This is a genomic window from Streptomyces sp. H39-S7, from assembly GCF_027158205.1.
Taxonomy (GTDB): domain Bacteria; phylum Actinomycetota; class Actinomycetes; order Streptomycetales; family Streptomycetaceae; genus Actinacidiphila.
Map to the genome: position 1 here is coordinate 62847 of NZ_JAPVLU010000028.1, position 23846 is coordinate 86692.

15 protein-coding genes and 1 pseudogene are annotated in these 23846 nt (G+C 69.5%); 9 read left to right on the forward strand and 7 right to left on the reverse strand.

Annotation, left to right across the window (positions count from 1 at the left end):
* Nucleotides 1-188: 188 nt before the first annotated feature.
* The 4 genes from O3X23_RS25780 to adhE all read left to right on the forward strand — a co-directional run bounded on the left by O3X23_RS25780 (nt 189) and on the right by adhE (nt 8560).
* Complete coding sequence (locus tag O3X23_RS25780; RefSeq protein WP_269273933.1) at nt 189-2885, forward strand: bifunctional acetate--CoA ligase family protein/GNAT family N-acetyltransferase; 2697 nt, start codon at nt 189-191, stop codon at nt 2883-2885.
* Nucleotides 2886-2955: 70 nt separating this feature from the next.
* Nucleotides 2956-3477, forward strand: a complete 522-nt coding sequence (locus O3X23_RS25785) for a flavodoxin domain-containing protein (protein WP_269273934.1) — start codon at nt 2956-2958, stop codon at nt 3475-3477.
* Nucleotides 3478-3644: 167 nt separating this feature from the next.
* On the forward strand, nt 3645-5549 hold the full coding sequence (locus tag O3X23_RS25790) for a PAS domain S-box protein (RefSeq protein ID WP_269273983.1): 1905 nt from the start codon (nt 3645-3647) through the stop codon (nt 5547-5549).
* A gap of 329 nt (nt 5550-5878) precedes the next feature.
* On the forward strand, nt 5879-8560 hold the full coding sequence (gene adhE / locus O3X23_RS25795; protein ID WP_269273935.1) for a bifunctional acetaldehyde-CoA/alcohol dehydrogenase: 2682 nt from the start codon (nt 5879-5881) through the stop codon (nt 8558-8560).
* 48 nt (nt 8561-8608) lie between these two features.
* Here adhE and O3X23_RS25800 read toward each other — a convergent pair whose 3' ends face one another.
* The 4 genes from O3X23_RS25800 to O3X23_RS25815 form a co-directional block, all read right to left on the reverse strand.
* Entirely contained in the window at nt 8609-10009 is a 1401-nt protein-coding gene (locus tag O3X23_RS25800; RefSeq protein ID WP_269273936.1) for a serine/threonine-protein kinase, read from the reverse strand.
* Between the two features lie 113 nt (nt 10010-10122).
* Nucleotides 10123-10689, reverse strand: coding sequence for a hypothetical protein (locus O3X23_RS25805; protein WP_269273937.1), 567 nt, complete (start codon nt 10687-10689; stop codon nt 10123-10125).
* Complete coding sequence (locus O3X23_RS25810; protein ID WP_269273938.1) at nt 10650-11393, reverse strand: helix-turn-helix domain-containing protein; 744 nt, start codon at nt 11391-11393, stop codon at nt 10650-10652. The genes O3X23_RS25805 and O3X23_RS25810 overlap by 40 nt, the downstream gene beginning before the upstream one ends.
* A 10-nt stretch (nt 11394-11403) precedes the next feature.
* Nucleotides 11404-11724: a hypothetical protein gene (locus tag O3X23_RS25815; RefSeq protein WP_269273939.1), complete on the reverse strand. Its 321-nt coding sequence runs from the start codon at nt 11722-11724 to the stop codon at nt 11404-11406.
* Between the two features lie 792 nt (nt 11725-12516).
* Here O3X23_RS25815 and O3X23_RS25820 point away from each other — a divergent pair.
* A pseudogene (locus tag O3X23_RS25820) lies at nt 12517-12846 on the forward strand (hypothetical protein); the annotation flags it as partial.
* Between the two features lie 258 nt (nt 12847-13104).
* Nucleotides 13105-14271: a lactate 2-monooxygenase gene (locus O3X23_RS25825; protein WP_269273940.1), complete on the forward strand. Its 1167-nt coding sequence runs from the start codon at nt 13105-13107 to the stop codon at nt 14269-14271.
* 108 nt (nt 14272-14379) lie between these two features.
* On the opposite strand, the gene O3X23_RS25830 is transcribed toward O3X23_RS25825, so the two are convergent.
* The gene (locus O3X23_RS25830; RefSeq protein ID WP_269273941.1) at nt 14380-16911 is read right to left on the reverse strand and encodes a DUF7617 domain-containing protein; all 2532 of its coding nucleotides are present in this window, start codon (nt 16909-16911) and stop codon (nt 14380-14382) included.
* 647 nt (nt 16912-17558) lie between these two features.
* Between O3X23_RS25830 and O3X23_RS25835 the strand changes: the two genes are divergently transcribed.
* Nucleotides 17559-19391, forward strand: coding sequence for an adenylyl cyclase (locus tag O3X23_RS25835; protein WP_269273942.1), 1833 nt, complete (start codon nt 17559-17561; stop codon nt 19389-19391).
* A gap of 234 nt (nt 19392-19625) precedes the next feature.
* Complete coding sequence (locus tag O3X23_RS25840; protein WP_269273943.1) at nt 19626-20972, forward strand: NAD(P)/FAD-dependent oxidoreductase; 1347 nt, start codon at nt 19626-19628, stop codon at nt 20970-20972.
* 156 nt (nt 20973-21128) lie between these two features.
* Here O3X23_RS25840 and O3X23_RS25845 read toward each other — a convergent pair whose 3' ends face one another.
* Complete coding sequence (locus O3X23_RS25845; RefSeq protein ID WP_269273944.1) at nt 21129-21890, reverse strand: isocitrate lyase/PEP mutase family protein; 762 nt, start codon at nt 21888-21890, stop codon at nt 21129-21131.
* Nucleotides 21891-22182: 292 nt separating this feature from the next.
* Complete coding sequence (locus O3X23_RS25850; RefSeq protein ID WP_269273945.1) at nt 22183-22665, reverse strand: hypothetical protein; 483 nt, start codon at nt 22663-22665, stop codon at nt 22183-22185.
* Nucleotides 22666-23002: 337 nt separating this feature from the next.
* Between O3X23_RS25850 and O3X23_RS25855 the strand changes: the two genes are divergently transcribed.
* Complete coding sequence (locus O3X23_RS25855; protein WP_269273946.1) at nt 23003-23740, forward strand: VOC family protein; 738 nt, start codon at nt 23003-23005, stop codon at nt 23738-23740.
* Nucleotides 23741-23846 lie beyond the last annotated feature (106 nt).

Sequence of the window (23846 nt, forward strand, 5' to 3'; positions counted from 1 at the left end):
ACCGTCGCATCGGCACGGTGGATCGGGCGAGGGGCGGTTCGGCCCTGGTGCGGGACGTTCGGCCCCAGCGCGGGCCGGGTGGAGAACAGGGCCGAACGGTCCCGGCCGGGCCCGGTCAGCCCCTGTGGCCCGCCCCCGGTAGGGACGGATCGTGGAGCCAGGAACGTCCCAGGGGAGAGAGGCACGCCATGACGCACACCGCGCACCGCACCGAGAAGATCCATGCTCTGCTCACCGACGGCAGGACGGTCGAGATCCGTCCCGCAGGTCCCGAGGACCGTGACCAGGTTCTGCGGCTGTACGAGGGGATGTCGGCGCAGAACATGCGGCTGCGGTTCTTCGGCATGAGCCGGCTGTCGGGGCCGCAGGCCACCGACCGGGCCTGCTCCGGCCCCCGGCCCGGTCACTGCGCGCTGATCGCCACCTGCGACGACCGGATCGTGGGGATCGCCGAGTACGAGACCGGTCCCGACCCTGGCTCCGCCGAGATCGCCCTTTCGGTCGCCGACGCCTTCCATCATTGCGGGGCAGGGACGCTGCTCCTGGAGCATCTCGTGCATGCTGCCCGCAAGGACGGCATCACCTCCTTCACCGCAGACGCCCTGTCGGAAAATCACCTGGTCCTGAAGGTCTTCGCCGACCTGGGCCTGAACACCGCCCGCCGCTTCGCCGGTACCGAGGTGCACTGCACGATCCAACTCGACCCGGACGAGCACTATCTCGCGGCGGTCGACGAGCGTGGCCGGACCGCGGACACCGCGAGCCTGCAACCGCTGCTGCGACCGCGCTCCATCGCCGTGGTCGGTGCCGGAACCAGGGCCGGATCGGTCGGACGGGCCGTCCTCAAGAACATTCGTGACGCCGGATATCCCGGACGGCTCTTCGCGGTCAACCCCCACGCCCATGCCGTCCTGCGTATTCCCTGCTATCCGACGGTGACCGCTCTCCCCCACCCCCCGGACCTCGCGGTGCTCGCCGTACCCGCGCCCGTCGTACCGGAGATCGCCGAGCAGTGCGGAAAGCTCGGTGTGCGCGCGCTGGTCGTGCTCACCTCCAACCTGGACGGCCACCAGTCGGCCGGTCTGCTCAGCGCCTGCCGCCGCTACGGCATGCGGTTGGTCGGCCCGAACTGCCTGGGCATCGCCAACACCGAGGACGACGTCCGGCTCGACGCCACCTTCGCCGCCGACCGGCCCCGGCCCGGATGCGCCGGAGTGGCCGTACAGTCCGGCGGTGTCGGAATCGCCCTGCTCAGCGGATTGGCCCGGCTCGGGATCGGGGTCTCCAGCTTCGTCTCGCTCGGCGACAAGTACGACGTCAGCGCCAACGACTTGTTGCAGTGGTGGGAAGGGGACGATCGCACCGACCTGGCCCTGCTGCACGTGGAATCGTTCGGAAACCCCCGCGCCTTCTCACGAACCGCCCGCAGGGTCGCCCGCACCATGCCGGTCCTGACCGTGGACGCGGGCCGGTCCGCGGCGGGCCGGCGCGCCGCCGCCTCGCACACCGCGGCGGCCGCGACCCCCACGATGACGCGGCAGGCCCTGTTCCGGCAGGCCGGGATCACCGCCACCCGCACCATCGGTGAACTCCTCGACACCGGGGCCCTCCTGAACAGCCAGCCCCTTCCCGCCGGCGGCCGGGTGGCCATCGTGTCCAACGCGGGCGGCGCGGCCGTGCTCGCCGCCGACGCCTGCGCGGAAGCGGGACTGACCGTCCCCGAACTGCCCGCAGATCTGATCGCCGAACTGCTCCGGCTGCTTCCCGAAGGAGCATCCGCCACCAATCCCGTGGATGCCACCGCTGCCGTGGGGGAACAGCAACTGGGCGCCTGCATCGACCGGATCGCCGCGCACGGCGCGGTCGACGCGGTCCTCGTCGCCCTGGTGCCCACCGCGCCGGCCGCGGCGACCGGCGACGATCCGACCCGGGCACTGACCCACGCCGTCCCGGGTCGTCGCTCCCGAACCGTCGCCGCGGTCCTCCTCGACCAGGACGAACGAATCCGACTGCTGGAGACATCGGCCGGTGGCAGGATCCCCGCCTACGCCGACCCGCAGGCGGCCGCCGGAGCCCTGGCGTACGCGGCCGAACGCGCCCGGTGGCTGGCCCGGCCGGCAGGGTCCGTCCCTGAGCTTTCCGGAACCGACCCGGAAGCCGCCCGCGCGCTGGTCGGCGACTTCCTCACCGAGCACCCCGAAGGCGGCTGGCTCGACCCGCGCGGCTGCGCGGAACTGCTCGACTGCTACGGCATACCGCACCTGCCGAATGCCTGGGCCCGGAACGAACAGGAAGCGGTTGACGCGGCGGACCGCCTGAGCGGCCCCGGTCGACGCGTCGCCCTCAAGGCCTACTGGCCCGGCCAGGTCCACAAGAGCGACCAGGGCGCGGTCCTGCTGGATCTGGAGGGAGAGCCTGCGGTGCGGGCCGCCCACCGTGATTTCACCGCCCGCTTCGGCGACACCATGACCGGCGTCGTCGTCCAGCCCATGGCCGAACGCGGCATCGAACTGGTCACCGGAGTGGTGCAGGACGAGGTCTTCGGCCCGTTGGTGCTGTTCGGTCTCGGGGGTACCGCCACCGACCTGCTCGCCGACCACGCCGCGCGGCTCGCGCCGCTCACCGACCGCGATACACACGAACTGATCACCGCTCTGCGCTGCGCCCCACTGCTGTTCGGGTACCGCGGCGGCGGGCCGGTCGACCTGGAAGGGATCGAACAGCTGCTGCACCGGCTGTCGAAGATGGCAGGCGACCTGCCGCAACTCGCCGAGGCCGACCTCAACCCCGTCCTCGCCCGGCCGGACGCCGTCTCCGCGCTCGATGTCCGTATCCGTCTCCTCCCCCAGCAGACACACGACCCGTATCTGCGCCGGCTCCGCTGAGGGAACAGCCGGCCCGCACCACCCGACAGCACCGCTCACCACACGGTGCACCACCCGAGGAGGAACCCCGATGACCCCAACGAAGCCCCAGCGCACACTCGTCGCCTACAGCAGCAAGAACGGCTCCACCGCCGAGATCGCCCGGTGGATCGGCGAGGCGCTGCGCGAACAGCACATCGATGCCGAGGTCGCGCCCGTCTCCGATGTCCCCAGCGTCGCGGCGTACGATGCCGTGATCCTCGGAGCCGGCCTGTACGCGGGCCGCTGGCCGGGAGAAGCGGTCCGGTTCGTCCGCCGCCACCGCCAGGCGCTGATCGAGCAGGAGGTCTGGCTGTTCAGCAGCGGACCGCTCGACGGTTCTGCAACTGAGCGCGCCATCCCGGCTGTGCCTGCGGTCGCCCGCATCGCTGCCAAGCTGGGCGCCCGCGGGCACGTCACCATCGGTGGACAGCTCACCGACGGGGCCCGTGGATTCATCGCCCGCGGGCTCCGGAAGCAAGGCAAGGGCGGCGACTTCCGCGACCGCGAACAAATCCGGGCGTGGGCCCGGGACATCGCATCCGAATTGACCGCCGTCGGCAACCACCTCTGACCCGATCGGCGCACCGGTCCGACGACATATCTCGGCATAGGCCCCCGGCAAGTGAACAAATTCTGACTGCCAGAGACCAGATTCAGTCCCTGCCCATGATTGCGGAGGAAGAGGGCTATCATCCGATAAATCCTGTCCTGCTCGGACGGGCAATAAAAGGGGCCGGAATGCCGACGTCTGTCCATGGTGGGAGCCCGGCCGAGGTGATGTTCCGGGCCCTGCTGGAATCCGCACCCGACGCCATGGTCATCATCGATGACGCCGGAACCATCCGACTGGTCAATGCTCAGACCGAGTCGATGTTCGGCTATTCCCGGCGGGAGCTCCTCGGACACCCGGTCGAGATCCTCGTGCCTGAAAGATTCCACGGCAATCACCCCAAGCACCGCCACGGATATGCCGCTAACCAACAAGTACGCCCCATGGGGGCCGGACTCGAGCTGTACGGCCGACGCAAGAACGGCCGCGAATTCCCCGTGGAGATCAGCCTCAGCCCGCTCCAGACGACCGACGGACTGCTCGTGTCGGCTGCCGTCCGGGATGTCAGCGAACGCAAGGCCGCCGAGGAGCGCATCAACGAACTCGCCGTGCTCGTCGAGTCCTCGCAGGACGCGATCCTCGCCAAGACCCTCGACGGCACGATCACCTATTGGAACGCCGCGGCCCATCGTCTCTACGGGTATGCGGCGGAGGACGCGATCGGGCAGTCCATTGCGATGCTCGCTCCTGCCGAGAGCAAGGATGAGATCGCATGCCTTCTGGAACGGCTCAGCAGAGGCGAGCGCGTCGAGCACTTCGAGATGTTCCGGGTCACCCAGTCCGGGCGCCTGCTCGATGTCGACATCACCCTCTGGCCGATCAAGGGACGTGACGGCGCGACCGTCGGCTCCTGCTCGATCGTGCGGGATATCGCGGACCGTAAGCGGGCCGAGGAAGAACTCACCGAGCTCTACCGGCAGCAGCGTCATATCGCGTTGACGCTGCAGCACAGCCTGATGGGCTCTCCCCCGGAGCTCCCCGAAATGCAGGTGGCGAGCCGCTACTTCCCGGCAACACAAGGTGCGGGGGTCGGCGGTGACTGGTTCGACATCATTCCGCTCGGCGGCGGTCAGGTCGGTGTACTCATAGGTGATGTCATGGGACGCGGCCTGGAGGCCGCCGCCGTGATGGGACAACTGCGCTCGGCTGCACGTGCGTTGGCCAAAACCGGCATCACGCCGCGACAACTGATGAAAGCGCTGGACGCGTTCGTCGCCGACCTGCCCGACCAGCTGGTCACCTGCTGCTATCTGGCGGTGGATCCGGACGCCGGCGAAGTGACGATCTGCTCAGCCGGGCATCTGCCCGTCCTGCTCGTGCATCCCGACACCTCCGTCGAGCACCTGCCGGCACCCGTCTGTGTCCCGCTCGGAGTCGGCGGCGTTCCCTACCAGCAGGCCTGCGTTCCTGTCGTGGCCGGGTCCACCCTGGTGCTCTACACCGACGGACTCGTGGAGACCCCTCGATCCGACATCGACGTCCAACTCAAACTCCTCGCAGTAGAGCTCCAGAGCGCGTTCCTGTCCGGGGTGTGCCTGGAAGAAGTTTCGGACAGGGTGCTGGCGGCGCTCAGGCCGGACGCGGACGGGCATGCGGACGATGTAACGCTGCTCCTGGCCCGAATCCCGGCGTCGCCGGTCGCCGCGGCCTCGATGAAGGTACCCGCCGACCCTGCCTCCGTCTCCGCCGGCCGCCACTTCGTGATCACCACGCTGCGCAGCTGGGGTTGCGATGAAGTGACGGAATCAGCCTGCTTGCTGACATCCGAGGTCCTCACCAATGCGATCAGCCACAGCCACGCCCGAGGAACGCTGGGCCTGCGACTGCACCGCACCGCGCGGGAGATGACCGTCGAAGTCACCGACAGCAGCACCCATATCCCCCACCTCCGGCACGCCGAACCGGGCGACGAGTCGGGACGAGGACTTCTGCTCGTCGACGCCCTGGCCACCGACTGGGGCGCCCGCCCCATGGAGGACGGTAAGACCGTATGGTTCACGCTGCCCCTGAAGCAGCCCGAACCTCGGAGTTAATGGGCCCCACGCCACGCGACGACCTCCGCAACCTGGCCGGGGAACCGACGCGAACAGCGGCAGGGTGAGTCGAACGGGCACGGCCCGGCGCGCTTCGGAAGGCCGACAGCGCCGCGCCTGTTGCAGCGGATGAAACGGCGGATCGGCGGCGCCGGAGGAGACGATAGGAGGTTGCTCCATCGGCCCCAGATGGTGACCTTCAACCCTGTGGCGAGGGCCGAATGGCCACCTGTGCGGCGTGCCCCGTCGGCGCAAGCTGAGAGCACTACTGCAGCCCGGGATCGCGAACAGCGCGGTCCGTCGCCATCTCTGCTCCGAGGAGCGGTTCCATGACCAGGTCGAAGCCGATCGCAGGCGCTCACCTTGCCGATGCCCCCCACGACGCGAAGGCGTCGACGACCGGACTCCCCGAGGCCGAGCCCGCTGTGAACAGGCTGGTTGACGCAGCACTCCGGGCGTTGGAGGAGTACGCGGACTTCACCCAGGAGCAGGTCGACCTCATCGTCAGGAAGGCGTCCCTGGCGGCCCTGGCGGAGCACACCGGTCTGGCCGCGCTGGCGGTTGAGGAGACGGGCCGGGGGGTCTTCGAGGACAAGGCCGTCAAGAACGTCTTCGCCTGTGAGAACGTCACCCACGCGATGGCGGGGATGAAGACTGTCGGGGTGGTGAGCCGCGACGAGATCACCGGCATTATCGAGATCGCCGAGCCCATCGGTGTCGTCGCCGGGATCACACCGGTGACCAATCCGACGTCGACGACCATCTTCAAGGCCCTGATGGCCCTCAAGACCCGCAACCCGATCGTGTTCGCCTTCCACCCCGCCGCGCAGCGCTGCTCCGCGGCGGCGGCCCGCATCGTGCGGGACGCTGCCGTCAGGGCCGGGGCGCCGGCGGATTGCGTGCAGTGGATCGAGGAGCCGTCGATGCGGGCGACGGCGGCGCTGATGCACCATCCCGGAGTGGCGACGATCCTGGCGACCGGCGGCAACGCGATGGTGAAGGCCGCCTATTCGTGCGGCAAGCCGGCACTGGGCGTGGGGGCGGGCAACGTCCCCGCGTACATCGAGAGGAGCGCGGACCTCAAGCGCGCGGTGAACGACATCGTGCTGTCCAAATCCTTCGACAACGGCATGATCTGCGCGTCCGAACAGGCCGTGATCCTCGACCACGAGGTGTATGAGGCGGCGCTGGAGGAATTCCGGACCCTGAAGGCCTACGTCGCGAGCCCGCAGGAGAAGGCGGCGCTGGAGCAGTACATCTTCGGAGTCGGTACGGCTCACGACCGCGACTGCGCGGGTGCGGCATTGAATGCCGACGTGGTCGGACGTTCCTCGCACGACATCGCGCGGGCGGCGGGTTTCAGCGTTCCGCCGGACACTTCGGTCATCCTGGTCCCGGTCGCCTCCGTCGGTGCGGACGAACCGCTCACGCGTGAGAAGCTCTGCCCGGTACTGGCCGTGCTGCGTGCCGACAACCGTTCCGAAGGGATACGGCTTGCCGCGCGCATGGTGGAATTCCACGGACTCGGCCACAGTGCCGCCGTCCACACCGAGGACGCCGCGTTCGCGGAGGAGTTCGGGCGCGCGGTGAAAGCCTGCCGGGTGATCTGGAACGCCCCCAGCTCGCAGGGCGGCATCGGCGACGTCTACAACGCCTTCCTGCCCTCACTCACCCTGGGCTGCGGGAGCTACGGCCACAATTCCGTCTCCGGAAACGTCACAGCCTCCAACCTGCTGAACATCAAGCGGATCGGGCGGCGCAACACCAACCTGCAGTGGTTCAAGGTCCCCTCGAAGATATTCTTCGAGCGCAACTCCATCACGTATCTGGCTGACATGCGGGGCGCTCGCAAGGTCGTCATTGTCACCGATCGGACCATGGTGGACATCGGTCACCTCCAGCGTGTCCGCGGCATCCTCGACCGGCGCGCGACGCCCTGCGAGATCCGGGTCATCGACTACGTCGAGCCCAACCCCAGCATCGACACCGTCACCAAGGGGGCCGAGCTGATGCACGCCTTCCAGCCGGACACCATCATCGCGCTGGGCGGCGGATCACCGATGGACGCGGCCAAGGTCATGTGGCTGATGTACGAACACCCTGACATCGACTTCGCGGATCTGAAGGAGAAGTTCTTCGACATCCGCAAGCGCGCGTTCACCTTCCCCGACCTCGGCGAGAAGGCCCAGTTGGTGTGCATCCCGACGACGTCCGGGACCGGCAGCGAGGTGACCCCCTTCGCGGTGATCACCGACACCGCCACCGGCCAGAAGTACCCGCTGGCGGACTACGCCCTCACCCCCAGCATCGCCATCTGCGATCCGGCGCTCACCACCCACTTGCCGAAGGCAGTCACGGCCGACACCGGATTCGACGCCCTGACGCACTGCATCGAGGCCTACGTCTCGGTCTACGCCAACGACTTCACCGACGGGCTCGCCCTGCAAGGAATCCGGCTGATCTTCGACCATCTGGAGCGGGCCGTCACCGATGGCCCGCACGACCTGGTCGCCCGGGAGAAGATGCACAACGCCGGCACCATCGCCGGCATGGCCTTCGGTTCGGCCTTCCTCGGTGTCGTCCACGCGATGGCCCACACCCTGGGCGGGACCTTCGACGTCGCGCACGGACGCACGAACGCCCTGCTGCTGCCGCACGCCATCCGCTACAACGGGAGCGCACCGGTGAAGGTCACCTCATGGCCCAAGTACCGGAACTACATTGCCCCCGAGCGCTACCAGGCCATCGCCCGAACCCTCGGCCTGCCTGCTTCCACGCCGGAACAGGGAGTGGAGTCGCTCGCCGCTGCCGTCGAGCAGCTGCGTGACGCCGTCGGTATCCCGCCGTCCTTCAAGGCCGCGGGCGTGGACGAGAAAGCGTTCCTGGAAGCCCTGCCCAAGCAGGCGATGAATGCCTACGAGGACCAATGCGCACCCGCCAACCCCCGCATGCCGATGCTCGCCGACATGCGGCAGCTCATGCGCCAGGCGTACTACGGCTCCCCCACCTGACGCGGTCACAGGGACAGGCGAGACGGCTGCCCCACGGGGAGGACCCGCTCATCGGGCGGCGCGGCTGCCCGGGACCCTCCACCACAACAGCCAGGCGCCTGTGCCGTAGAGCACCAGGTTGATCACCATCTCGCGCGGGACGTCGCTCAAGCCGGTTTCGGTCGCGCCGCCGAACAGCGCGGGCACGACAACGTGCTTGACGACGGAGTACAGGGCCAGATCGAACGCGACGAAGACCAGCCAGCCCACCGCCGGGTGCCAGCGGGGCCGGGGCACCGCGTTGATCAGCGAGAACACGGCGGTGATGGCCAAAACCGTGGGCAGCAGCCGCGAGGGCACCGTATCGAGATAGTTCCACGGCAAGGTGGAGCCGATGATCCACAGCAGCGCCATGCAACCGATGAAACGCAGCACCACCGCCGCGACGGGGCCGGCCTGCGCGCGGGCTCCGGTGCCGGCCGGAGCCCCGGCGGCGGTTGTCGGCTGGACGGGCAGACCCGAGCCGGCGGGCTGGAAGAACGGCACCGCCGCCAGACCGTCGACTGACGGGGCGTGCGACGGCTGCGGCGGGAGCCACGCCCCGGCGGGCGGCGGCGTCACCCGGGCCGTCGGGGTCGGCACGGCCGTTCCTGTGCGGGCCAACTCCTCCAGGGCGGACAGCGCCGGCTCGGCGGTCGGCCGCCGGGCCGGGTCCTTCGTCAGCAGCGCGGCCAGCAGCGGCGCGAGCGCACCCGCGCGTACCACCGGGCGCGGCTCCTTGGTGACGACAGCGATGACGAGTGCACCGAAGGTGTCCCCGTGGAACGCCGGTGCCCCCTCGACAGCACTGTAGAGCGTCGCGCCCAGCGACCACAGGTCACCGGCCGGTGCCGGCGGCGCGCCCTCCAGTTGCTCGGGGGCCATGAAGGACGGGGTGCCGATGACCGTGCCGGTACGGGTCAGGGCCGTGGTCGCGTCGGCCAGGTGCGCGATCCCGAAATCGGTGATGATCACCCGGTCGCCCATCAGCAGGACGTTGTCCGGCTTGAGGTCGCGGTGGACGATGCCTGCCTTGTGGGCCAGTTGGAGCGCCTTCACCAGTGCCGCGCCGATCTCGGCGACCCGCCGGACCGGCAGCGCGCCCCCCTGGGCGATCAGTGCTCCCAGCGACATCCCGGTGACGAGTTCCATCACGATCACGGGCGCGCCCTCGTGCTCGACCACGTCGTGCACGGTGATGATCCCGGGATGGTTCAGACGCGCGGCGGCGCGCGCCTCGCGCGCCACGCGGTGCAGGAGGTGCTCGCGTTCACCGCTGGTCAAACCCGGCGGGAGCAGCACCTCCTTGACCGCCACGTCCCGCTCGAGAGCCTGGTCCCACCCCCGCCACACCCGGCCCATACCGCCTTGGCCGATCAGCTCGACAAGCTGGTACCGGCTCCCGATCAGTGCCCCGCTCACTGCTTCCACGGAAAGTCACCCTAACGGCATGTCCCCCTGCGCGACGACGTTTTCGATCACTGGTGCCGACCCCGCGGGAACTGGTGCCCGCAACGCAGACGGTGTGCCTTTCTCTGTGGGGGTCAGCCGATGCGGAAGGAGATCTCAGGGAGAGGGATGTCGGAAAGGTTCAGCCGGAGCCCGGTCAGGGTCAGGTAGGTCTGCGAGTCGGTCAAGGCGGAGGTGGCGGACGGCGCCAGGGTCTTCCCGCGCGTGCTCACCAGCAGGTACCAACCCCCGCGCTTATAGCTGCGGGAGGCGTCGGGGCGGTCGCCGCTCGGGTTCAGCTTCCAGCCCTGGCGCTCCAGGTCGGCGCAGATCGCGTTCATCTCCGACAGTACGGCGGTCCTCTCACGGACGGCCATCCAGCCCGTCGTGTTCAAGTTGGCGCCGGCCGCGACGGTCGGGCGGCCCCGCGCCGGGTCGATGCCCGCCGCGCTGACCGCGGACCGGATCACCTCGTCCACCGCGTCCCGTGTCAGGGGCGGTGACGTCGACTCCGCTGTGGGCGCCGCCATGGATCGGGACGGCGTGGGCGCGCCCAGGTGGATGCGCCCCTCGTCGTCCATCCGGACGTGATCCGGCAGGACCACGGCGGCCAGACTCGCGATCAGGATCGCGGCCGACGCGCAGCGGGCGTCATCATCCACCCTTGCGTGCCGGCTCCGATGTCATCCTTCCCCCAGTGCAGCGCACTGTCCGGAAATCTGACGCTCGCCACCGCATCAAGGCCGTGGCCTTCGCGCTGACGCTGACGCTGCTCGTGTTGCTGCCGTTCGCGGTCCTTCCGCGCCCGGGCGTCGGCGCGGTCCCACGCCGCCCCCCAGTCGCTGACAGCGTCCTGCGGCAGGTCGACGGCTCGGGCGAACGCCATAACCTCCTGCTTCGTGGGCAGTCGGTCGCCGGCGAGCACGCGCTCGAGCGTGGTGTGCGGGAGCATGCCCGGCCCTACCTTCGCTTCAAGGGCACGTGCCGACGGATAGCCAAAGAACATCTGCAACTTGCGCATGCCATCGACCAGCGACGCGAAATCGCTCACCAGCAGGGCCTCGGGCACGTGCTTGGGGCGACTCTTACCCTTCGCCTCCGCGCGGGCGTTCATCCACAGGACGCGGGCCCGGCGGCGCAGCGACCCGCGACCGTTCACGTCGACGACGCGCAGCACCACCTCCACGTCGTGCGGAAGCGTCTGGCCATTGAGCAGCCGCCGTACCCGATCGTGCTTGAGGCCGGCCGCCTGGGCGAGCTGTTCCGTGCTCAGATTGGACGATTCCTGCACACTGCGCAGAAACTCGCCCAGCTTGCCGCGCTCGGGGCGGACGGTGTAGTCGATCTCTCCTCGGATGCGACCCATGACAACCCGCTCAGTTGCTCTGCGGGATGACCACACGGGGCACCCTGCGGTTGACGACCGCCACGGAGACCGCACCGGCCGCCGCGAGCAGCGCGATGACGACCCCCACTGTCACATGGGCCAAGCCCAGCACGACAGCAGCGATGATCACGACGACGATGACGACCGCTTCGGGACCGTTCAGGGGGCGGCGCCTGCCCTTGTCGCCCGCGTCCGGGGCGGGGAAGGAAGTGGTCGTCGGCAGCGGATCGCTGGCGGTGACGCTACGGTGCTCCGCGAGGTACTCGGCCGCGAGGGCCGCACGGGCCCTGCTCTTTCGGGACTTTGCCATGGGACTTCGCTTTCGGGGTCGGACGCCTGACAGCGCCATCTGGGCCCGGCCGCTACTGGCAGCAGCGGCCGGTCGAGCTCCAGCTCTACGGACCGATTGCCGCCGGTCCGCGTGCGCTGTCAACTCTTCCAGTAGGCGCCGATTCAGACCAACGTCGAAGCAGGTTTTTCGGCATAACTGCCCCGGCATCGCCCTGGCTCCAGGGTGCCGTTGTCTCCCGGGTACGTGCAGGTCATCGCAGAGAGGGCCAGTGGCTACCTTCGATTCGAAGGTGTCTGGAGCTGGCAAACCTCCCTAGCTGAAGCCCGTTTCCGCATTCCAGCCCCAGCTGGAGTTGCGCTCCGCGTAGCTACGCAAGCACTGTGGACACGTACCGGGGTCGAGGCTCCAGCTCGTGCACCGGGACCTCGGGCGGATCACGGTGTTGCCGCACCGCCGCCCACAGGGCGGACCATGCGAAGGCTATGGTCCGCCCCAAGTCTTCTTCCTCAGCTACGCCGCCCGTCTCCGCGCAGCGCCGAACGCGCGCGAGACTTCGGCTCGCGGTAAACGCCACCGCTGTTCAACCTCGGGTAACGGCGGCAGCCACGGCCGACGCGTAGTTCAGATGAGACGAGCGAGTGCTCGCCGTCGACGTCATGCAGGTTGATGGTCACGGGCGCGGGTGGCAGACAACGAGCCGGAGCCGGTGGCCTTCATGCGCCCGACCCCAGCTGCGGCGCTGCCCGCCGAGAACGCCACTGCCTCCGCCCACTGCAGGCATCGTCCCGAAAGGATCAGTAGCACCGGCCCCTGGTCCTGGAGGGGCCGGCACTCTGGCCCGCCCGCGTCGCGGAACTCCAGGTCCCGCATACGGCCGCCGTGTGGCTCACCACGGACGACGCCGTGGTACGCGCCCGTGTCCATGCAGCGGGCCGCTACGAAGCAGCTGCGTACGAGGAACGGCACTTGATGGACAAGTTCCTGACCCGCACGGAGCGCTACCAGGTACTCATGATCGATGCCATCGACAGGTTGGGCATGGATCGCATCTACGCGGGTGGCGGACGGTCCGTTGCAGAGCTGGCTGACACGGTCGACTTCGCAGAGATGATGAAACAGTCTCAAACGGGAGCCTCCTGACGAACCATCCGTCATTAGGAGTGCCCCACGCGGACCGGGCGTAGCTTCCCGTGTCGGTGACGGTGGGCCCTCGACGGAGGTACCGGTCTTGGAAGACGTCCGTCTCGGCGGCCGGGCCGGCACCAACCCGGGGCGGCCGTCCATCCCCGCGCCGGGACGGCCGGGACCAGGAGGTGTCGGACACCTTCCCTCCGCACGGCGGGCAGAGGATGCGAGGATCGCTTGCGGATCAACTGTCGAGGTGAAGGGATACGAGGCATGGGTCAGTCGTTCGGCTCCTACCAGAACGAGATCTACCTCAACGGACTGGGCGGGGTGGTGCCACGCTTCCCGATGAGTTTCGCGGAGCTGGAGGAGCGTGCGGAGAAGGCCCTGCCTCCCTCCGTCTGGTCGTACGTCGCAGGCGGTGCGGGCGACGAGCGCACCCAGCGGGCCAACGTGGCCGCCTTCGACCGCTGGGGGCTGGTCCCCCGGATGCTCGTCAGCCCCACGCAGCGGGACACGTCCGTCGAGCTGTTCGGGACACGACTGCCCTCACCGGTGTTCATGGCGCCGGTCGGCGTCATCGGCCTGTGCGCCCAGGACGGGCACGGCGACCTGGCCACCGCACGGGCCGCCGCACGCACCGGCGTACCGATGATCGCCTCCACACTCTCCGTCGACCCGCTGGAGCAGGTCGCCGCGGAGTTCGCAGACACCCCCGGCTTCTTCCAGCTCTACACCCCCACCGACCGGGAACTCGCCGCGAGCCTCGTCCACCGGGCCGAGCAGGCCGGCTACCGCGGCATCGTGGTCACGCTGGACACCTGGGTCACCGGCTGGCGTCCCCGCGACCTGTCCACCGCCAACTTTCCGCAGTTGCGCGGCCACTGCCTGGCCAACTACACCACCGATCCTGCCTTCCGCGCCCGGCTGGAGCGCACGCCGGAGGAGGATCCGCAGGCCGCGGTCCTGCTCTGGACCCAGCTCTTCGGCGCTCCCCTCACATGGAGCGACCTGCCCTGGCTCCGCTCGCTGACCGACCTGCCACTGATCGTCAAGGGCATCTGCCACCCCGAGGACGCGCGGCGGGTCAAGGACGCGGGCGTGGACGGCATCTACTGCTCCAACCACGGCGGGCGGCAGGCCAACGGCGGCTTGCCCGCTCTCGACGCGCTCCCCGCCGTCGTCGAAGCCGCGGACGGTCTGCCGGTCCTGTTCGACTCCGGCATCCGCAGCGGCGCCGACGTGGTCAAGGCCATCGCTCTGGGGGCCACCGCGGTCGGCGTCGGCCGCCCCTACGCCTACGGCCTCGCCCTCGGCGGAACCGACGGCATCGTCCACGTGCTCCGGTCGCTCCTCGCCGAAGCCGACCTGATCATGGCGGTCGACGGCTACCCCTCTCTCGCCTCCCTCACCCCGGACGCACTGCGACCGGTCGCCTGACGGCGCTGCCGCCACCGCCCCGGCCCGGCGAGGACGTGGCCGGGCAGGACCGATGTCCTGCCCGGCCGGCGAGACCGCGGGTGGTGCGCCCCTCGGCAGGGCCTGGGGTCAGACCACGGAGCCCCGGATCAGGATGCACAGCAGCGAGCAGGCGACAGCCGAAGAGGGCGCGCTCGTCGTCGCGGGTGTGTGGGGCGGGGCGTTGACGGCGGAGAAGGTGGCCGACGCCGTGTTCTTCAGCGGCAGCGCCAGCAGGAAGGAACTGCAGTAGATCTGGCGGGTGGCCCCCACCGGCAGGGCGAACGTTCCTGCGGCGGTACGACAGGCTGGGGTCGTGCTGTCGTTGACGCTCACCCCGGCCACCGGTACGGGGCCGGTGTTGGTGACGGTGATCCTCCAGTACGCCGTACCGAGCAGTTGCAGCAGACCCACGGGGCTCTGCTTGGCCCAGGGGCCCGCGCCGGCCGGCCCACAGGCGTGCGCGCTCGCGACGGTGCAGATCTCCTTGTTCACCGTCACCGCGGGCGTGCACTGCGCGCCGGGCGCGACCGCCAGGTCGACAGCGTTGGAGGTGAATGATCCGGTGCTGTCGGTCCCCGTCGCGGTGTCCGTCACCTGGGTGGTTCCACAGTCCGCCGTGACCACCGTGCGCACGCAGATCTGCGGCGCGTCGCCCTGGTAGCTCGCGACGAGAGCGGGGTGGTTGTCGGCGGTGAAGTCGCCGGCATCGGTGAGGACCAGTTGGACGGTGATGGTGATGCTGGGATGCGCGGTGGCGGAGATGCCCGTCAGATCAACGGTTCCTGTTGGCGTCAGGGCGGGGTTGGCAATGACGGTCCCGTCCAGGTCGGTCACCGAGACGGCCGAGGCCGCGAGGTTGACGTGCGCGAGATCGATGCCCTCCAGGCGCGCGGCAGTGTATCCCTGGACGTGGCCCGGTGCCCCGTCACAGTAGAAGGCGGAAGGTTTCAGGGGGACGGCGGCGCCGCTGTGCACGCACGGGCTGGTTCCCGTGGCGGGGTCCAGGGAGAAGAGCACGCCCGCGTCGCCGAGGGCGATCAAGCAGCGGGTGGTGGCGTCATAGGTGTACCCGTAGTCCCGCGTCGCGCCGCCGTTGACGTTCGCGTGCGTGGCGACGGCCGGGAATCCTGCGCACGGCTGGGCGCTGGTCCAGCTATAACACAGGGTCGCGCCGGCGATCGGCCCGCCCCAGACGGGGAAGTAGCTGCGGGTGTCGTCCGCGGTGACGACCACCTCGGGGTTGAAGACCAAGACGCCGCCACCGGTCGTGGCAAGTCCGGTGGCGGGGGGCGCCAGCGGTGCGCCGGTCAGATCGAAGCAGGTGGTCAGCGGGGAGGCACCACTACTGATGGCGCTGCACACGCCGTTGGCGTCGCCGGAGGTGTTGTAGGAGGTGAACGCGTTGTACGTGTAGTGGTTCGCGGTGGGTGCGGCCGGGTGCGCGCCTTGCCATCCGGTGCAGGCCGCGCTCTGGGCCGGGTCGAAGCAGCCCAGCTCGGGAGGTCCGGCGGTGGTGGACCCGCTCGCCTGCGGGGCGGACGACGCGAAGACCTTGCCGTCGGCGGTCGTCATGCCCCCGAGGTACAGCGAACCTGTGGCCCCGGGCAGGTCGTGGTTGGGCCGGACGACCGGCGCGAAGGGCTGTCCGGCGCACGGGGTGCGCGAGGCGATGCCGAGGCAGAGCACCTGTCCGGTGCTCGCGACGCCGTACAGGTTGCCGCTTTCGGCGACGAGCCCAGCCATGCCGTTGGCGCTCGACGGCGATCCGCCGACGGCACGCAGCGCGAAGAAGCCGCAGTTGGCGCGGGTGGCGAGGTCCAGGCAGCCGACGCCGAGGTCGGTGGCGGTCACTGCCGGGTAGTACACGATGCCGGGGCGGCCGGGGTCGAGGACGTACTGCGGGGTCAGGGTGCTGCCGATGTTGCCGGTGCCACCGGTGCCGAGGGGGCCCGGGGTGGTGTTGAGCGGCCGGGGCCACGGGCCGCCCGTGCAGGGCTGCCCGGTCGACAGGTTGCTGCACACCACCTGGGGTGCGGTCAGGGCGGCATGGTGATAGATGTTCCACGCCTCGACGTCGCCGGCAGCGGTGCGGTGCAGGACCGGGGTGAAGCCGTCTCCGCCCGTCGACTGCACGGTGGGCTGAACGGGCGGCAGCAGATTGGCGGCCAGGCTCGTTCCGCCGGCTCGGGCGGCGGGGTTCGTCGCGCGCACGGCACGGGTCGCCGCACCCTGGTCGGTCCCGGTGAACGTCGTCCCGTCGGTGGACCAGGCGGGAGTCCAGCCCGGCGGGACCGTGAGCGACCCGGGCACGTAGGTCTGAGCGGTGCCCGCTGCGGTGAGGGGATCAGTGATGACCGCCGGTGCCGGCCCGCCGGTGGCGGCATTGCCGTAGCTGACCGCCCAGTTCACGGTGTCGCCATGGTTCACCGGGAGCTGGGCGGGCGCGGTGACGTTCTGGGCGGTCTTCACCAGCGTGGAGGCGGCGGCCTCGCTTGCCGGTACCTGGGCCGCGGCCGGGACGATGCCGCCCGCGGCAGTGAGAACGAAGGCGGTCAGCAAGGCGGCCGCCCCGGTGCGGAGCGGCCGACGAGATGCGCGTGCGTTGAGGTGACGGAACATAGGCTTCCCCTATCTCTGTCAACGGGCGCACACGCGCTGATGCGCGGTCCGCCCTGCGCACACCGTAGGGGGAGCCAGGTGACAGCGTCCTAATTCCGACAATCCTTACAATCCATGACAGAAGGATGGTGACAGTTGCCGGATTCAGCCCTATCCGTTGCCGTTCGCGCGGCCGAATTGAGCATTTCGTGCAGTGTCTGGGCGGCCGTCCCCAGAGCCGAACGCCGTGTCGTCGTTCCCGGTTGGACCATTCGGTCAGGCCCTCCATCACCGGGTCCGCGATCGTGGAATTCGTCTGCTGCGAGAACTCAGCGCCGTAGACCTCGGCCAGGCGCGCGCCATAGTCCAGGTGATCGGTGATCTCGCCATGCAGGGCGAATTCGAGAACCCGCTTCGCCACCTACCGCAGCAGCCGGCCCTCACTTGTGGGCCGAGAGAGCCCGAAGTTCAACTACTTCTCCGGGCCGCCCGGTCGGCCGGGGGTGCCGAATCGTCGTCGCGGGCCGACCGCCAACTCCCGCAACTCAGGCCGCTGCCGCGCCTATTGACGCTGCATACCCACGGTGATTCACTTCCAGCCTGAGAGCGCTCTCCCGCGGCTGAGGGACCAGCCGCGGCCGCCCCATCCACCACGTCCAGGGAGAGCTGTGTCTGTCATTCCCACTCGCCGTACCGTGCTGCGCGGCGCTGCCGTCGCCGCTGCGATACCGCTGGCCGGCGGCATCTCCGCCGGATCGGCATTCGCGTCGTCGTCCGCGTCCGCCTCGTCGTCGCACGAGTCCGGAAACGTTTACGGTCACGGCGCCGCAGCACTCGGTCCGAACGTCCTGGTCTTCGACCCGTCCATGGGCGACGCCGCGATCCAGGCCAAGGTCGACGCCGTGTTCGCCCTCCAGGAGTCCAACCAGTTCGGCAGCGAGCGCTTCGCCCTGGCCTTCCGGCCGGGCACGTACAACGTCGACATCAACGTCGGCTTCTACACCCACGTCCTCGGTCTCGGCGCCGCCCCCGGCGACGTGGTGATCAACGGTCATGTCACCGTCGACGCCCAGTGGTTCGAGGGCAACGGAACACAGAACTTCTGGCGCGCCGCGGAGAACCTGACCATCGTGCCGCCGGACGGCCTCAACCGCTGGGCCGTCGCCCAGGCGTGCCCGCTGCGCCGGGTCCACATCAAGGGCAACACCACCCTGTGGCCGAGCCCGCCCGGCAACCGGTGGTCCAGCGGCGGCTACCTGGCCGACAGCGTGGTGGACGGCTATGTCGAGTCCGGCTCGCAGCAGCAGTGGCTGTCGCGCAACGACACCATCGGCAGCTGGACCGGCGCCAACTGGAACATGGTCTTCGTCGGTGTCCAGGGCGCCCCCGCCCAGTCCTTCCCGACGCCGCCCCACACCACCATCGACCGCACCCCGGTCGTCCGCGAGAAGCCGTTCCTGACCGTGGACCGGCACGGCTCCTACCAGGTCTTCGTGCCCGCGCTGCGACGTAACTCCACCGGCACTACCTGGGCGAACGGACCGGCCGCGGGCCGCACCGTCGCACTGTCCCGCTTCTTCGTGGCCCGGCCCGGCGACTCCGCCGCCCAGATCAACCGCGCCCTGGCACACGGGCAGCACCTGCTGTTCGCCCCCGGCATCTACAACCTCTCCTCGACCATCCGGGTCACCCGCCCCGGCACGGTCGTGCTGGGCCTGGGTTACACGACGCTGCGCTCGACGCACGGCAACACACTGATCGAGGTCGCCGACGTGAGCGGTGTCACCGTCGCAGGCGTGCTCGTCGAAGCGGCCTCGGCGCACACCCCGGTGCTGCTGCGGGTCGGCCAGGGGCGCAGCCGGCGCCGCCACGACGCCGACCCCACCGCGCTCTTCGACGTCTTCGCCCGGATCGGCGGCGCCATCGCCGGCGGGGCCGGCGTCAGCGTGCAGATCGACAGCAACGACGTCGTCTGCGACCACCTGTGGCTGTGGCGCGCCGACCACGGCCTGGACGACACGGTCGGCTGGGCGGTCAACCCCGCCGACACCGGCCTCGTGGTCAACGGCGACCACGTCACCACGTACGGGCTGTTCGTGGAGCACTACCAGAAGTACGAAGTGCTGTGGAACGGCGACCACGGCCGCACGTACTTCTTCCAGAACGAGCACCCGTACGACGTTCCCACACAGAGCGCCTGGGTGCACGGCTCCACCAAGGGCTACGCCGCCTACAAGGTCGCCGACCGGGTCAGGGAGCACCACGCCTGGGGTCTGGGCAGCTACTGCTTCTTCAACCTCAACGCGGACATCTACACCGACCGCGCCTACGAGATCCCCGACACGCCCGGTGTCGTCTTCACCGACCTGATGACCGTCTGCCTCAACGGCGCGGGCGGCGGAGGCATCGTGCACTGCATCAACGATGCCGGCGACCCCGTCCAGAACGGCTTCGGGACCTACAACATGAAGGCGTACAGCAACGGCGAGAGCGCCGTCTGACGCCCTTCATCGCACCACCGAAAGCCGCGGGCGGGCCCCTCGAAGGGGCCCGCCCGCACGGCCGGCGTGATGGACCTTGTTGTGTCGTCTTCCCGGGGGGCGGGTAGGAACGCTGCCAGTGCGCCACCAGGCAACACCTTCCAGCGACGCGGGGACGAATCAGTGAACTCGACCGGCAAGGACAGTCGTCGTTGGGGTGGAGGCGGCAACCGAAACGAGCGGCATGCGGTTGTCGTGGGCGGGAGCCTTGCGGGGCTCCTCGCAGCGCACGTGCTCGCCGGGTACGCCGACCGGGTGACCGTCGTGGAGCGCGACAGGTTACCGCAGGGCGTGAAGCCTCGGCCAGGGGTGGCGCAGGGCCGGCATCCGCATGTCCTGCTGGAGGGCGGACAGTCGGCCCTGGAGTCGCTGCTGCCGGGCTTCCTCGTGGAGTTGGAGGCGGCGGGGGCGCCGCGGGTGGGTATGCCCTCGGACCTGGTGCTGTGGCAGGACGGGCACTGGTTCAGGCGGCTGCCCTCGACCACGCACATCTACACCGGGTCCCGCGCACAGCTGGAAGAGCTGGTGCGCCGTCGCGTCCTCACCAATCCAGTGATCAACGTGCTCGAGGCAACCGATGTCATCGGGCTCCTCGGCGACGCCTCACGGGTGCGGGGTGTACTGCTGCGGGACCGCGCCGGTGACGCCCGCGGGGAGCACCGTGCCCTTGAAGCCGACCTGGTCGTCGACGCGTCGGGCAGCGGCACGAAGGCCCCAGACTGGCTCACGGCGATCGGGGCCAAGGCCCCGTACGAGGAGACCATCGACACGGGGCTTGCCTACGCATCGCGCCTCTACCGCGGCCCCAGCGGGATCCTCGACGGCGACACGGCCGGCTACTACGTCTATCCCAGCCCGGCCCAGATCCACGCCGGCGGTGCGCTGCCGCTGGAGGACGGCAGCCATCTGGTCATCGTCTCGGGGCTGCGCGGCGACGAACCACCCACGGCCGACGACGCGTTCGTGACCTACGTCAAGAGGCTGCCGCATCCGCCCCTGCACCGGTGGCTGGACGAGGCTCAACCGCTCTCCCAGGCGTTCGGATACCGACAGACCGCGAACATCCGCCGCCGCTACGACCTGCCCGGCCGCCACCCGGCCGGGTTCCTCGCCACTGGCGACGCCCTGTGCACTTTCAACCCGGTCTATGGGCAGGGCATGGCGGTCGCCGCGATGAGCGCGCTCGCCCTGCGCGACGCACTGGCCCATCCGCGCCGCACTCCTACGACGCGCCGCGTGCAGCGGGCACTGCTCGCCGCGTCCCGGCAGGCGTGGGACATCTCCGCCGGTGCCGACCGCAAGATGCCCGGCGCAACCGGCACGGCAGTCGACGCCAGGCCCGCAGACCGCGCCGCCGACTGGTACCTGCAACGCGTCCAGGCACGCTACCCCGCAGACCCCGTCGTGGGACACGCCTTCCGCTCCGTACTGACCCTCTCCGCTCCCATCACCGCCCTGTTCGCCCCGCCCGTGGCCCGAGCCGTGCTCTTCCGGCCGCCCCCGACGACCCCTGCCGGGCCGCCGGAAACACCGGAAGAATGATGGCCGACCATCCAAGGCCCAGCAAGAGAAACGGTGGTCGCCCGTCGCCTTTGGGCAGCGCCGACCTCGCCGGCTAGGGCGAAACCACCCGGACACCGTCACTGAAGCTGCGGGCGCCCCTCCCCCGGGGCGCCCGCAGTCCGTTCGATCACCTCGTCAGGGTGCCCACGGTCCGAGCATGCCCTTCATCGCATCCGCCATCGCGAACTGCAGCAGCGGACCGTAGGTGATCCGGCCGACGCCCAGTCGGCGAAAACGCTCCAGGTCGTGCTTGACGGGATGGGCGGTGGAGTTCACGGGAACGGCGACGGCGCCGGTCACCGCCGCGAGCAGCTCGTCGTTGTCCTGGATACCTACCGGGTAGACACTGTCGGCGCCGGCCTGCTCCAGCGCCCGCAGGCGCTCGATCGCCTCCTCGAGGACACCGGCAGCATCCTTCGCGTGCAGGAACAGGTCGGTGCGCCCGTTGACCCACAGCGGGATCCCCGCGTCGTCAGCCGCCGCCCGCACACCGGCGATGTAACGCGCGTGCTCCTGCGTGCTGCGCACGCGCCCGCCGTCCGAGTGGACGGTGTCCTCAAGGTTCAGACCCACACCGCCGACCTCGATGAGTCCGGCGACGAGATCCGCGGGCTCCTGCCCGTACCCGGCCTCCAGATCCACCGACACCGGCACATCGACCGCCGCGATGATCGGCCTGACCGCGGCCAGCACCTCCTCAAAACTCTGCCCCTCATGGTCATCCGCCCCCCGGGAGTCGGCGAGCGGATGACTACCGATCGTCAGCGCGAGGAATCCGGCGTCGGCTGCCGTCCGTGCGGACCACACATCCCAAACGGTCGGCAACACCAGGGGCCGGTACTGGGCGTGCAATTGCTTCAGGCGCTGAGCGCGCTCAACAGTGGTAGGAAAGTCCATACCCAGCACGCTACTCCCCGACCACCCCGAACCACGTGCCAGCAGGGCGCCGCCCGGCGACGGGACGGTGCGGCCCGGTTCCCCCACCGATCCGGCGGCGTAGGGCAGCCATCCTCTTGCGTTTTGGTGGTCGGCCCCGGAGGTCCTTCGGGGGCTGATCGTGCTGCCAGTGCGGCGGAGGATGCTTCGTGGTGATCGGTGGTGTGCCGGTCGAGCGTGGCCGGCAGAGCAGTCGGTCCTCGAGGGGAGACCGGGGGGACCGGGCGCCCGATGTTCGACTCAGGCGCCGTCTTCAGGCGTGCCCGGGGACGGAGACGCGAAGATCGAGGAGCTGTTGCGTATGCACGGGCACGTGGTCTTCGGCGAGGCCATCGATGAGGCTTGCCAGCGGAATCGGCTGGTCGAGCACGAGTGCGTCATTGGACAGGAGGAAAGACGGCACCGGAACCAAGGCGGCTTTCTCGCCGAGCTGATCGGCGATGTCGCACAGGACGGTGGCCTGGCGCCGGACATGATCCATCAGGTCCACCCGACCTGAGTGCTCGGTGATGATCCGGTCAAGGTTCCAGGTGTCGAGGGAGATCCGGTTGTCGAAGGTGGGCCGCGAGCCGGCGACGATGCCCAGAGCAACCGCTGCGATCGAGGCGTCGATGCTGAGGAGATGGGCCAGAATCTGGTCGGCGTTCCATCCTCCGTCGTCCGCGTCGCCGAGGTCGGGGATGGCCGCCGCGTCGAGCAACCTGTCGTAGGCGCTGCGAAGTTCTGTCGTGTCCATAGCGTGCTTCCTTCATTCGGGGCGTGTCGAACTCGAATCCCGCTCTTCCTTCACCGTCATCATCGGATGCAACCCCAGAGTTGCACGATGACCGTCTAGGTGCAACCCAAAGGTTGCACCTAGACGGTCATCGTTGGTCGGTGATGATGGAGCGGGGCTGACTGAGGGCTGCAAGGCTGCCGGCCGGTCGGATGCAGGCGGGCGGGCGGAGTCGGGTGTCGCCTTCGTTCATGGTGACTCACACAGTCTCGACAAGGGCGACCCAAGTCAGCACCTGATCGAGCACATGTCTGATCGCAGCGGCCTGGGCTGGGCGGCAACGTCTAGGATCTATGACATGGCAACACGACTCGTGCAGATCAACATGAAGGCCCAGGACGACTCCGCGCTCGGCCGGTTCTGGGCGGAGGCACTCGGGTGGGGTATCGACAGCGAGGGCCCCGGCGTGACCAACCTCGAACCCGTGGGCTTCGCCTACCCCGACCCCGTGGCCGTCTGCATCGACATCATCGCCCGCCCGGAACCCAAGACGGTGAAGAACCGGGTGCACCTCGATCTGGCCACCACCTCGACCGCCCATCAGGCGGAGTTGGTCGCGCGCCTGAAGGATCTCGGCGCGAAGCCTGCCGACGTGGGTCAGGGCGACGTCCCCTGGACGGTCATGGCCGACCCGGAGGGCAACGAGTTCTGCGTCCTGGAGCCCCGGGAGATCTACCGGGACACCGGGCCGATCGCCGTAGTGGTGGTCGACTGCACCGACCCCCGAGCAATGGCCCGGTTCTGGGGCGAGGCGATGGACTGGACGCTGCACGAGGTCACCGACGACCACGCGACCATGCGCTCCGCCAAAGGCGTCGGCCCCTACCTGGAGTTCCTCCGCACCCCCGACACCAAGAGCGGGTGGAACCGCGTCCACCTCGATGTCCGCCCCTACCCCGATGACGACCTGGCCGCAGAGGCAGCCCGACTGCGCGCTCTAGGCGCCACTGACCCGCGGTTCGACCAGTCCGCAATCTCCTGGACGGTACTGGCCGACCCGGAGGGCAACGAGTTCTGCCTCCTCACCCCTCGCTGACCTTGAGCAACGGCCCATGGCCATGCGAGCCCGGGGATATACCCCTGCGCGTGCGGGTGGCAGGTAGGCGGCCTTGATCGACGGGGAGTCGGCGGCGGTGGCCACC

Coding starts and splice junctions, on each gene's coding strand:
- O3X23_RS25780 (WP_269273933.1), top strand. CDS start 189: ATGACGCACACCGCGCACCGCACCGAGAAGATCCATGCTCTGCTCACC.
- O3X23_RS25785 (WP_269273934.1), top strand. CDS start 2,956: ATGACCCCAACGAAGCCCCAGCGCACACTCGTCGCCTACAGCAGCAAG.
- O3X23_RS25790 (WP_269273983.1), top strand. CDS start 3,645: ATGCCGACGTCTGTCCATGGTGGGAGCCCGGCCGAGGTGATGTTCCGG.
- adhE (WP_269273935.1), top strand. CDS start 5,879: ATGACCAGGTCGAAGCCGATCGCAGGCGCTCACCTTGCCGATGCCCCC.
- O3X23_RS25810 (WP_269273938.1), bottom strand. CDS start 11,393: ATGGGTCGCATCCGAGGAGAGATCGACTACACCGTCCGCCCCGAGCGC.
- O3X23_RS25815 (WP_269273939.1), bottom strand. CDS start 11,724: ATGGCAAAGTCCCGAAAGAGCAGGGCCCGTGCGGCCCTCGCGGCCGAG.
- O3X23_RS25825 (WP_269273940.1), top strand. CDS start 13,105: ATGGGTCAGTCGTTCGGCTCCTACCAGAACGAGATCTACCTCAACGGA.
- O3X23_RS25830 (WP_269273941.1), bottom strand. CDS start 16,911: ATGTTCCGTCACCTCAACGCACGCGCATCTCGTCGGCCGCTCCGCACC.
- O3X23_RS25845 (WP_269273944.1), bottom strand. CDS start 21,890: ATGGACTTTCCTACCACTGTTGAGCGCGCTCAGCGCCTGAAGCAATTG.
- O3X23_RS25850 (WP_269273945.1), bottom strand. CDS start 22,665: ATGGACACGACAGAACTTCGCAGCGCCTACGACAGGTTGCTCGACGCG.
- O3X23_RS25855 (WP_269273946.1), top strand. CDS start 23,003: ATGGCAACACGACTCGTGCAGATCAACATGAAGGCCCAGGACGACTCC.